The organism is Methylophaga sp. UBA2496 (assembly GCF_002341635.1).
In the GTDB taxonomy this organism is placed as follows: domain Bacteria; phylum Pseudomonadota; class Gammaproteobacteria; order Nitrosococcales; family Methylophagaceae; genus Methylophaga.
Genome location: NZ_DDOK01000005.1, coordinates 96,792 through 109,195 on the forward strand (window position 1 = coordinate 96,792; position 12,404 = coordinate 109,195).

The following is a 12,404-nucleotide window of genomic DNA, read 5'->3' on the forward strand; positions in this document are numbered from 1 at the left end:
TCTGATTTGGTTAGCCAGCTGTAAAGCATGAGTTGGTCTTATCCATATCTGCTTTATCTGCTGCCTTTGGCAGTTTTGCCATGGCTGAGTCGCAATACGGAAAAACAAATTGTCTGGCAGGCCTTATTACCGCGGGATAGTGTTTCTGCTGTCATTGGTTTGACATTACATGTCTTAGCTTCAGCAACACTGGCTGCATTAATCATGGCTTTGGCAGGACCGCATATTCCTGAACACACTGTACAGCGCAGTGGACAAGGGGCAGAGGTGATTGTTTTACTGGATCGCAGTCGTAGTATGGATCAACCCTTTGCCCGTCGTCACAGCTTCCGGTTGTCCACCAAGATGAACTTCAAAGAAAGTAAGCGCAGTGTTGCCCGATATTATCTAACCGAGTTTGTGAACAGCCGTCCGGATGATCGGTTTGGTTATGTCCTGTTCAGCAAACAGGCTGCGGGAATTTTGTCCCTCACCTATAGTAAGGAAACTACGCTGGCGACCATAGAAGCCGGTGGGTTGGGCCGTGGCTTGTCAAAAACAGATATCTCTGTTGCATTAAAAAAAGCCGGTGAAATGTTTGAGGGTGAGGTCTATCGCGGAGCACGGATTGTGCTGCTGATATCTGATGGCGGACAAATTTTATCCACTGAACAGGAACAGCAGATCAGTCAGTTATTACGCGACAACAATCTGAGCTTATATTGGATTTATCTGCGATCAGTGACCGGCATGACTTTAGACGAAATGCCCGGCGAAAGCATTTTGTGGCAGGGCGCACCTGAACGACAGTTACATAGCTTTTTTAAAGACTTAAATGTGCCTTACCGTGCTTTTGAAGCGGGTTCGTTGGAAGAGTTTGCTGAAGCAATGAAAGCGATTGATCAGCAGCATTATCAGACTTTATTGCTTGATGTGAAAATGCCGCGAGAATCTTTAGCTGATTATTTCTTATGGGTTGCTCTTGTCAGTTTGTTGCTGCTTAGTGCATCACAGATATACACTTGGCTGGGCGTAACTCGTGCCTACCGTTCAAAACACTGATGGTATCGTTCTCAAACCCAGGCTGAATCTCACGAAACTTTATGTCAAATCATTATCTGGACATTTCAATAGAGCAACAGCTCTGCCAGCTTTGGCAGGATGATCGGCTGTTGTTTGCGGCGGCTGTTTCAACAGCGGAAAATGGTCCTGGTGAGCAGCATAATTCAGGGGCTACTCCAAGAGGCTGGCATATTATTCGCGCCTGTATCGGAGCCGGGCAACCTGTTAATACGGTATTTCGCGGCAGACGTCCAACAGGTGAAATCTACAGCCCGGAGCTGGCTGAACGGTTTCCGGATAAGGACTGGATTTTAACCCGTATTCTCTGGTTAAGCGGATTGGAGCCCGGCAAGAATCGGCTGGGAAATGTTGATACAATGCGTCGCTATATTTATATACATGGCACACCGGATAGCGAGCCAATGGGCATCGCCAAATCTCACGGTTGTATCCGCATGCATAATCAGGATTTGCTGGCGTTGTTTGATTTGGTCAAACCAGGCCTGAAAGTCTTTATTCACGAATAAGGTAATTACATGACATTAGGCCCGTTAATGGTGGACTTGGTCGGCTTGACGATCAGTGAGAAAGAGAAGGAAATTCTTCAACATCCATTAGTTGGCGGTGTCATCCTGTTCAGTCGTAATTATGAGTCACCCGAGCAGATTGCTGCGTTAACCACTGAAATACATGCGTTACGCCAACCACATTTGATTATTGCCGTCGATCATGAAGGCGGGCGTGTTCAACGTTTTCGCGAGGGTTTTAGTCGACTACCACCTGTTGGTACGCTGGGGCAGCATTACATGCAACATCCCCAGCAAACGCTTAAACAGGCAGAAGTGACGGGTTGGTTAATGGCGGCAGAGTTACGGGCAGTCGGTGTTGATTTCAGTTTTGCGCCAGTGCTGGATCTGGATTATGGCGTTAGCGAAGTGATTGGTGATAGGGCGTTTCATCGTGATCCTCAAGCGGTCACCAAACTGGCTGCAGCCTATATCAGCGGTATGAAACAGGCTTCAATGGCGGCAGTCGGCAAACATTTTCCCGGTCATGGGGCAGTGGAAGTCGATTCCCATCTGGGATTACCCGTTGATAAACGTCATCTGGAAGATATGTGGCAGGCTGATATGTTGCCGTTCCGACAACTTTGCTCACATACTCTGGCTGGCATCATGCCGGCACATATTGTTTATGAAAAGTGTGACAGTCTGCCGGCGGGTTTTTCGCCATACTGGATTCAGGAAATTCTGCGTAAACGTATGGGCTTTCAAGGCGCAGTCATCAGTGATGATTTGAGCATGGCGGGTGCTGCAATTATGGGTGACAGTACGGCCCGTGCCGAAGCGGCTCTGGCTGCTGGCTGTGATTTATTGCTGCTGTGCAATAATCCGTCGGAGGTCGAAAGTGTGCTGGATAATCTTAAATGTGAAGCCGATCCGCTAAGACATATGCGTCTGGTTCGTCTACACGGTCGACATCCGATTGATCGGGATACATTAATGGCCGGCGAGCAATGGAAACAGGCGGTTTATACCGTAGCCAACTATGCGCCTGATACCGATCGACAACTGGATCTTACCTGATAAATTTTCGGGAGATTCCTCTTTTACCACCAACCGGTGGTGTTATCATTTTGCTTTGAATTAAATAACGGTCTCATGACTTCGCAATTCGTACACCTTCATTTACATACCGATTATTCGCTGGTTGACGGACTGGTCCGTATCAAACCGCTGGTCAAAGCCGCTGCTGCGTCTGGCATGCCGGCAATTGCTATTACTGATCAACATAACCTGTTTGCCGCCGTCAAACTTTACAGTGCTGCCATGCAAGCCGGGGTCAAACCGATTTTGGGTGCCGATATCCGGCTGCGCGATAGTAACGACAGTAAAAAAAGCCTGCGTATGGTGTTGTTGTGCAGCACGATGGAGGGCTATCACAATCTGTCACGATTGATTTCCAGAGCCTATACCGAAGGACAACATCTGGGTGTACCCATGCTGGAACCCGAATGGCTGGATGGGCAAACCGATGGGTTGATTTGTCTCAGTGGTGGGCGTGAAGGTGTGTTAGGCCGTGATCTGCTCGGTGGTCGCCAGACAGAAGCTGAACAACTTGCCAGACATTGGATGAAGTTGTTTCCCAATCGTTTTTATCTGGAACTGATCCGTACTGGCCGTGAAGATGAAGAGCGTTATATTCAGCAGGCATTACAGCTTGCCAGTCAACTCGACTTGCCAGTGGTCGCCACCAACGATGTGCGTTTTTTAACACCCGATCAGTTTGAAGCACATGAAGCCAAAGTGTGCATTAACGAAGGCCGGTTACTGGATGACCCTCGTCGACCGAGGATGTACTCCGAACAGCAATACCTGCGAAGTCCGGAAGAAATGGTGCGCTTGTTTTCCGATATTCCGGAAGCCATCACCAACACAGTTGAAATCGCTAAACGTTGTAATGTTCCGTTAACACTGGGCGAACATTACCTGCCAGACTTTCCTGTGCCCGATGGCATGACATTGGCGGAATTCTTCTCCAAAGAATCCTTTGAAGGTCTGGCTGAACGATTACCGGTGTTGTTTCCGGATGAAACCATACGTGAACAAAAACGCGCTGAATATGAGTCGCGATTGCAGATTGAGCTCGACGTTATCAATGAAATGGGCTTTCCCGGCTACTTTTTAATCGTTGCCGACTTTATTCGCTGGGCCAAAAATAATGGTGTTCCGGTTGGCCCTGGAAGGGGGTCAGGTGCCGGTTCACTGGTGGCCTATGCGCTGAAAATTACCGATATTGATCCGCTGCAGTACGATCTGCTGTTTGAGCGATTCCTTAATCCGGAACGGGTATCGTTACCTGACTTTGACGTCGATTTTTGTATGGATGGTCGGGATCGGGTTATCGATTATGTGTCTCGTCATTATGGCCGGGATCATGTCTCGCAGATCATTACCTTCGGTACCATGGCCGCCAAAGCGGTATTGCGCGATGTAGGTCGTGTGTTAGGTCATCCTTATGGTATGGTTGATCAACTGGCCAAGCTGGTGCCATTTGAACTGAAAATGACGCTGAGTAAGGCGCTGGAGCAAGAACCGCAGCTTAAAGAGCGCTATGAAAAAGAAGAAGAAGTCCGCACATTAATTGATTTGGCCCTGCAGTTAGAAGGTTTGACGCGTAATGTCGGTAAACATGCCGGTGGTGTGGTGATCGCACCAAAAAAACTGACCGATTACACGCCATTATATTGCGAACAAAACGGAGCCGGGCTTGTATCGCAATATGATAAAGACGACGTTGAAAGTGTCGGTCTGGTTAAATTCGACTTTCTGGGTCTGAAAACCCTGACGGTTATTGATTGGGCGGTTAAAAACGTTAAAGCAATGTTGCCAGCTGAGGATGCCGACAAAATTGATATCGCGCTTTTGCCACTGGATGACAAGCCCAGTTACGATTTGTTGAAACGTTGTGAAACCACGGCGGTATTCCAGTTGGAATCGCGTGGTATGAAAGAGCTTATCAAACGGCTGCAACCGGATAATTTCGAAGACATTATCGCTTTGGTAGCCCTGTTCCGACCCGGCCCGTTGCAATCGGGCATGGTTGATGACTTTGTTAATCGTAAACATGGTCGTGCCAAAGTCGATTACCCGCATCCGGATCTTGAACCTGTTTTAAAACCCACCTATGGGGTTATCGTTTATCAGGAACAGGTCATGCAAATCGCTCAGGTATTGGCTGGCTACAGTTTGGGTGAAGCTGACATGCTGCGCCGTGCTATGGGTAAGAAAAAGCCTGAAGAAATGGCTAAGCAACGGCAAATTTTCCTCGAAGGTGCCAAAAATCGTGGCATTGAGGAAAATACTGCCGGACCTATTTTCGATTTGATGGAAAAGTTTGCCGAATACGGGTTTAACAAATCGCATTCGGCTGCTTATGCGCTCGTCGCCTATCAGACAGCTTGGCTGAAAGCGCATTATCCGGCAGCATTTATGGCGGCAGTTTTATCAGCGGATATGGATAACACCGATAAAGTTGTTGGCCTGATTGATGAATGTCGTGATATGAATCTTACGGTGCTACCACCGGACGTTAATTTCAGCAAAATTCAATTTACGGTGGAGAATGAAACCACTATCCGTTATGGCATGGGCGCTATTAAAGGCGTGGGTGAATCAGCCCTGGCGGGGATTGTGTCAGAGCGTGAACAAGGGGAAGCTTTTACCTCATTATTTGATTTCTGCCGCCGGGTCGAACTGAAAAAAATCAACCGTCGGGTGATGGAATCTTTAGTCAAAGCCGGTGCATTCGACTCATTAGGTGGCCATCGCGCCAGTCTGGAAGCCAGTCTCAGTCGGGCAATGCAGATTGCAGAGCAGCACCGCCGTGATGCGGCCAGTGGCCAGAATGATTTATTTGGTCTGGCCGAGCCGTCTCATGCCGATCAACCGCAGACAGATTTGCTGGAAATCGTGACAGAGTGGCAGGAAGAACAGTTATTACGCGCTGAAAAAGAAACGTTGGGATTATATCTAAGCGGACATCCGATTGATCGCTATGCCGATGAACTGGCTCAATTTATTCCAAAAAAGATCAGTGAACTGGATGCACCGGAATCCAAAGGTTATCAGCGTAATGAAATTCCTTTACTGACTGCCGGTTTGATTGTGGCAATTCGTACCATGAAATCCAAAAATGGCAGTCGCATGGCGTTCATTACTTTGGATGATCAGACCGCCCGTCTGGAAGTACGGGTATTTGGCGATGTGTATGAGCAGTATCAGAGCGTTATACAACCGGATAAATTGGTGGTGATTCAGGGCAAGATCGGCCAGGATAATTTTAGTGGTGGGCTCGCCGGTACCGCCGAGTCTGTTTATGACTTGCAGAAAGCCCGTGAATTATTCGGTAAGGTCCTGCAACTCACTGTGAAACATAACGGCGAAGACACGCAATGGATCAGTCAGATGCAAACCGTGATGACACCGTTTTGTGGTGGCGTCGTACCGGTTGAACTCAAATATCACAATCAGAATGCGGAAGTGATGATCCGATTGGGGCATGACTGGCAAATTACACCATCCGATACCCTGTTAAAAGAGCTTGCAGACCTGCCCGTCAGTGAAACTGTGACAGTGCGCTATTAACGGGGTAAGTCTGCTTTGTTGGCTTGATGCAATCGTGTAGGATTACTGAAAATTAGACGTTTTTTAAGGATTGCTGACGTGGAAATGATGCCTTACCTGAAACTGATGGCGGATAAAGAAGCCTCGGATTTGTTTTTTTGTACTGCCACTGAACCACAAGTCAAAATTCAGGGAGTGATACGTCCGGTAGGCAGTAAGAAAATGCAGACAGGCGAAGTCAAAGATTTGGCCTACTCGCTGATGGATGAGCAACAAATCGCTGAATTTGAAAAAAATCTGGAAATGAATTTTGCTGTTCCAGTCCATGGGGTCGGTCGATTCCGGGTTAATATTTTCCGGCAGCGTGGCGAAGTTTCAATGGTTATTCGTTACATCCGTACGCATATCCCCAATTTTGAAGAAATGAGTTTGCCGACCGTTCTCGGGAATGTGGTGATGGAAAAGCGTGGACTCATCCTGGTCGTTGGGGCCACGGGCAGTGGTAAATCCACTACGTTGGCAGCGATGATTGGTCATCGTAACCGCAATTCAGGATCGCATATTCTGACCATTGAAGATCCTTTGGAATTTGTGCATTCCCATCAGCGATCAATTGTGCAGCAACGTGAAGTCGGTATTGATACCTTATCTTATGAAAATGCATTAAAAAATGCATTGCGTGAAGCGCCGGATGTGATTTTGATTGGTGAGATCCGTGATATGGACACCATGAAACATGCGATTAATTACTCTGAAACCGGTCACCTGTGTTTGGCGACATTGCATGCCAATAATGCGAATCAGGCGCTGGATCGGATCATTAACTTTTTCCCGGAAATGATGCATCGGCAAATCCTGATGGATTTATCATTGAATCTGCGTGCCATTATTTCGCAGCGCTTATTGCCTTCCATTAAAGATGGCAATCTGGTCCCAGCAGTTGAAGTGATGCTCAGCTCACCGTATATCGCAGAATTGATTAACAAAGGCCAGATAGGCGCGATTAAAGACGCCATGAAAGAGAGCAGTGAGCCCGGCACAATTACCTTCGACCAGGCGTTATTAACACTGTATCGTGAAGGCAAAATTTCTCAGGAAGATGCACTGCGCAATGCTGATTCACGCAATGATCTCAGTCTGGAAATCCGTATGGGTGCAACCGACGATGATAACGATGCGGAAGATGAATTAATCCTCAGCTGAGCGTAAATACAGGGCTTGTTGATCTTTCATAGTAACCAGCAGTGGTGGATATGAAAGATCAACAAGCCCTAGTGCGTGTATAATCGACCTATTTTGATTCGAAGGTAATTTTTAATGCAGTTGAATTTCCTTGACTACGAGCAGCCTATTGCCGAGCTGGAAGCTAAAATTGATGAACTTCGCTACATGAGCAATGACAGCGATCTCAATATCACCGAAGAGATTCAGAAGCTTAAGGAAAAAAGTGAATCGCTGACGCGTTCCATTTTTTCCGGATTGACACCATGGCAAGTAACCCAAATGGCTCGTCATCCACAGCGTCCTTATACATTCGACTACATCAAACATCTGATCACTGATTTTGAAGAACTGCATGGCGATCGTGCTTACGCGGATGATCAGGCATTAATTACCGGAATGGGTCGTTTTAACGATCAACCGGTTATTGTTATTGGTCATCAGAAAGGCCGTGATACCAAAGAAAAAGTCGCGCGTAACTTTGGTATGCCGCGCCCTGAAGGATATCGGAAAGCCTTGCGTGTGATGAAAATGGCAGAACGTTTTGGCATGCCGGTTTTAACCTTTATCGATACCCCGGGCGCCTATCCCGGCATCGGTGCGGAAGAGCGTGGTCAAAGTGAAGCCATCGCACGTAATTTATTTGAAATGGCTAAATTAAAAACGCCGATTATCAGTACTGTTATTGGTGAAGGCGGCTCCGGCGGTGCGTTGGCAATTGGCGTCGCCGATCATTTAATGATGCTGCAATACAGTATTTATTCAGTTATCTCCCCCGAAGGGTGCGCTTCAATCCTTTGGAAGAGCGCTGAAAAGGCCTCGGATGCAGCCGCGACGCTCGGGGTGACCTCGGATCGGTTGAAATCTCTGGGTTTGATTGATGAAATCGTTAAAGAACCCTTAGGCGGCGCACATCGTGATCCTGAAGCACTGATGGCAAACATGAAAACAGCAATCAATACCAAAATTAAACAACTCCAGGCGATGCCGGTTGATGAACTGGTGAAACGTCGTCAACAACGTTTGCTGGATTATGGTGCCTTTGAAGGCTAGTGCCTGTTGAACATCATTGTCTCCGACCCCCAAAGTGTCTTTTGACACTGATTTAGTTGTAAAGACGATCCGCGAATATTGCGGATCGTCCACTTTATGGATTGCCTACAGTGGCGGCATGGACTCTCACGTGTTGCTGCACTTTCTGGCAACACATCGAGATCAATTTCCACAAAAAATTCAGGTCGTACATGTCGACCATCAACTTCAGGCACAATCGGCCAATTGGGCTGAACATTGCCAGAAAATCACTGAGTCATTACAACTGCCATTTCATTTGTTGAAAGTAACAGTAAAAGATATCAATCAATCAGGAATGGAGTCGGCTGCGCGTAGCGCACGATATCAGGCGATAAATAATCTGATTGGCAAAGATGATCTGTTGTTAACCGGCCAGCATTTACAGGATCAGGCCGAAACCCTGATGCTGCAGCTGCTCCGCGGTGCAGGAACTCGTGGATTAGGAGCGATGAGAGTGATCTCACGATGGCAGAAAATGCAGATCGTCAGGCCTTTTCTGGTAATTTCCCGAGAGGATTTACTGGACTATGCCAAGTTACATCAGCTCCAGTGGATCGACGATCCAAGCAATCAGAATACGGATATCCAGCGTAACTTTTTACGGCATCAGATCTGGCCCTTGTTACAGCAGCGCTGGCCCGCGATAAATCAGAATCTGGCGCGCTCAGCACAAAATCTGCAAGAAAGCCAAACGCTGCTGGATGCGTTGGCTGAAGAGGATCTGCTTGCCATCGATGCAAATCCCACGCAAGGCAGCTTAAAGATTAGTGAATTACTGCTGCTGAATGCCGCACGGCAGCGCAATGTACTGCGTTTTTTTATGACAACGTTAAACATGGCATTGCCATCACGTAAAAATCTGCAACGTATTCTGGATGAAGTTTGTCTGGCGGCGGCGGATAGTCAACCGCAAGTGAGATGGCATCATTATATTGCCAGACGCTATCAAAACAAGCTGTATTTAAGTTCTGAACCGGAATCGGTAAGCGTGACATCACCTGATTTGATTTACGATCAACAGCCACAAATATTAGATACGGAACGCCGTTTAGTCTGGGAAGCTCACAAAGGTCAGGGGATATCTGACGAGCTGTTTAAGGCTGGCTTATCGATACGGTTTCGTCAGGGGGGCGAAAAAATTCAGTTGCCAGGAAAGACACATCACCAATCATTGAAAAAATTGTTCCAGGAGTGGCAAATCCCGGTTTGGCAGCGTGACACAATCCCATTGTTATTTGCAGATCAAGAGTTGGTCGCAATTGTTGGCTATGTCTGCGCCAAAACAGTAAAGCCACAATCGGACCAAACTGGCTGGGTGCCAACGATTGAACGTATTTCTCAGGGAGATTTTGATTGAGGCCATCAGGCAATTCTGATACTTTATGTCGATATTTTTGAGTGTGGCTATTCTGGCTGCGCCGCTATTGCAAAAACTCTCCATAATATGACTAAATTTATATTTGTCACTGGTGGTGTTGTGTCGTCTCTCGGTAAGGGAATCGCGGCGGCTTCACTGGCAGCGATTCTTGAAGCCCGTGGTCTGAAGGTCACGATGGTAAAACTCGATCCGTACATCAATGTCGATCCGGGAACAATGAGCCCACTGCAGCATGGTGAGGTATTTGTAACGGATGATGGTGCTGAAACCGATTTGGATTTGGGTCACTATGAGCGGTTTATTGATGCCAATATGACCAGCCGAAATAACCATACTACCGGGCAGATTTACGAAAATGTGATTCGTAAAGAACGTCGTGGTGAGTATCTGGGAAATACGGTTCAGGTCATTCCGCACATCACTGATGAAATTAAACGCTGCATTTTTGAAGGTGCTGGCGATGCGGATGTGGCATTGATTGAAATCGGCGGTACAGTAGGCGATATTGAGTCACTGCCGTTTCTGGAAACCATTCGTCAAATGGCCACCGAATTAGGTCGCGACAGAGCGCTGTTTATACATCTTACCCTGGTGCCGTATATTGCTTCAGCAGGTGAAATCAAAACCAAACCGACCCAGCATTCCGTTAAAGAATTACGTACGATTGGTATCCAGCCGGATGTTTTGTTATGCCGCATGGATCGTCCATTACCGGAGTCTGAACGGCGTAAAATTTCATTGTTCACCAACGTACCGGAAAAATCAGTTATCACCTGTATTGATGTTGACAGTATTTACAAGATTCCAATGGAGTTACACAAGCAGGGGCTTGATGACATTGTGGTGAAACAACTGGGGTTGGATGCCAAACCGGCCGATTTGAGTCAGTGGCAACAGGTTTATGAAAATCTGTCTAATCCTCAGGGTGAAGTCAACATCGCTATGGTCGGCAAATATATGGAGCTGACTGAAGCTTATAAGTCGCTTTCAGAATCTTTGATACATGCGGGCATCCATACCCGTACCAAGGTTAATGTGCATTATGTCGACTCAGAAATGATCGAAAAAAATGGCACAGACAGCATTGCCAATATGGATGCGATTCTGGTGCCGGGTGGTTTTGGTAAACGCGGTGTTGAAGGCATGATTTCAACAGCACAGTTTGCCCGTGAGAATAATATTCCCTATCTGGGTATTTGTCTGGGCATGCAGGTTGCGGTGATTGAATATGCTCGTCACAAAGCCGGTTTAAACAAGGCTTTCAGCACCGAATTTGATGCCAATACGCCTGATCCGGTCATTGGTTTAATTACTGAATGGCAAAAAGAAGATGGCAGCGTTGAACAGCGTGATCACGATTCGGATCTGGGAGGCACCATGCGTTTGGGCGGGTATCCTTGTGTGTTGAAACCGGGGTCACTGGCACAACAGATCTATGGTGCCGATGAAATTATTGAACGACATCGTCATCGCTATGAATTTAATAACAATTATAAACAGAAACTGGAAGATGCCGGTCTGGTGTTTTCTGGCATGTCGAAAGATAACTCATTGGCAGAAATGATCGAAATTCCCGGTCATCCCTGGTTTGTTGCCTGCCAGTTTCATCCTGAATTTACTTCCACGCCAAGACATGGCCATCGCCTGTTTGAAGGTTTTATTAACGCTGCAGTGGCGAATCATAAAAAACGAGGACAGCAGTAATGCAATTATGTGGTCATGAAGTGGGTGGCAAACAGCCGTTATTTTTGATTGCCGGAACCTGTGTTATTGAAAGCGAACAAATGACCATGGATGTGGCTGGGCAGTTAAAAGAAATGACCGACAAACTGGGGATCCCGTTTATCTACAAATCCTCTTTTGATAAAGCCAATCGCACGTCCACTACAACCTATCGTGGTCCCGGCCTTGAAGCGGGTATGGCGATTCTGGAAAAGGTCAAAAAAGAATTCGGTCTGCCTATTTTGACAGACGTTCATGAAGACACACCGCTGGCTGAAGTCGCCAGTGTGGTCGATGTCTTACAAACGCCGGCTTTTTTGTGTCGCCAGACAAACTTTATAATCAATGTGGCAAGCCAGGGGTTGCCGGTCAATATTAAAAAAGGCCAGTTCCTGGCACCATGGGATATGCAGCATGTTGCGGATAAAGCCAAATCCACCGGTAATCAGCAGATCATGTTATGTGAACGTGGCACGTCATTCGGCTACAACACGTTAATTTCAGATATGCGTGGTTTACCAACAATGCGTCATATGGGGTGTCCTGTCGTATTTGATGCCACACATTCTGTGCAGCAACCCGGTGGACAAGGTGGCAAAAGTGGTGGTCAAAGACAATTCGTTCCAGTACTGGCACGCTCTGCGGTTGCGGCCGGTATTGCCGGCGTGTTTATGGAAACCCATCCTGATCCGGAAAAAGCATTAAGTGATGGCCCGAACTCCTGGCCATTAGCCAAAATGCAGGCCTTACTGGAAACATTGATTGCTATCGACAAAACAGTGAAACAGCAGGATTTTATCGAAGACGCCTACCTGTAACAGGTAACACTATTCGAGGTTGAA

The 12,404-nt window shown here is 47.1% G+C and carries 9 protein-coding genes; all 9 read left to right on the forward strand.

What is annotated here, in order from left to right; translation table 11 throughout:
• Positions 1 to 27 precede the first annotated feature (27 nt).
• The 9 genes from B2W60_RS07595 (at position 28) to kdsA (ending at position 12,380) form a co-directional block, all read left to right on the forward strand.
• The gene (locus tag B2W60_RS07595; RefSeq protein WP_292360029.1) at positions 28 to 1,041 is read left to right on the forward strand and encodes a vWA domain-containing protein; all 1,014 of its coding nucleotides are present in this window, start codon (positions 28 to 30) and stop codon (positions 1,039 to 1,041) included.
• 41 nt (positions 1,042 to 1,082) lie between these two features.
• Complete coding sequence (locus tag B2W60_RS07600; protein WP_292360027.1) at positions 1,083 to 1,568, forward strand: L,D-transpeptidase; 486 nt, start codon at positions 1,083 to 1,085, stop codon at positions 1,566 to 1,568.
• Between the two features lie 9 nt (positions 1,569 to 1,577).
• Positions 1,578 to 2,627 (forward strand): beta-N-acetylhexosaminidase, encoded by a 1,050-nt coding sequence (gene nagZ / locus B2W60_RS07605; RefSeq protein WP_292360025.1) that lies wholly within the window; start codon positions 1,578 to 1,580, stop codon positions 2,625 to 2,627.
• 75 nt (positions 2,628 to 2,702) lie between these two features.
• Positions 2,703 to 6,188 (forward strand): DNA polymerase III subunit alpha, encoded by a 3,486-nt coding sequence (dnaE, locus tag B2W60_RS07610; protein WP_292360023.1) that lies wholly within the window; start codon positions 2,703 to 2,705, stop codon positions 6,186 to 6,188.
• Positions 6,189 to 6,266: 78 nt separating this feature from the next.
• Positions 6,267 to 7,370, forward strand: coding sequence for a PilT/PilU family type 4a pilus ATPase (locus B2W60_RS07615; RefSeq protein WP_292360021.1), 1,104 nt, complete (start codon positions 6,267 to 6,269; stop codon positions 7,368 to 7,370).
• A 114-nt stretch (positions 7,371 to 7,484) separates the two neighbouring features.
• A complete protein-coding gene (locus tag B2W60_RS07620) occupies positions 7,485 to 8,441 on the forward strand; it encodes an acetyl-CoA carboxylase carboxyltransferase subunit alpha (RefSeq protein WP_292360019.1) in 957 nt (318 codons plus the stop codon).
• 34 nt (positions 8,442 to 8,475) lie between these two features.
• A complete protein-coding gene (gene tilS / locus B2W60_RS07625) occupies positions 8,476 to 9,819 on the forward strand; it encodes a tRNA lysidine(34) synthetase TilS (RefSeq protein ID WP_292360018.1) in 1,344 nt (447 codons plus the stop codon).
• Positions 9,820 to 9,906: 87 nt separating this feature from the next.
• On the forward strand, positions 9,907 to 11,544 hold the full coding sequence (locus B2W60_RS07630) for a CTP synthase (RefSeq protein WP_292360016.1): 1,638 nt from the start codon (positions 9,907 to 9,909) through the stop codon (positions 11,542 to 11,544).
• The gene (gene kdsA, locus B2W60_RS07635; RefSeq protein ID WP_292360014.1) at positions 11,544 to 12,380 is read left to right on the forward strand and encodes a 3-deoxy-8-phosphooctulonate synthase; all 837 of its coding nucleotides are present in this window, start codon (positions 11,544 to 11,546) and stop codon (positions 12,378 to 12,380) included. The genes B2W60_RS07630 and kdsA overlap by 1 nt, the downstream gene beginning before the upstream one ends.
• The last annotated feature ends 24 nt before the right edge of the window (positions 12,381 to 12,404 follow it).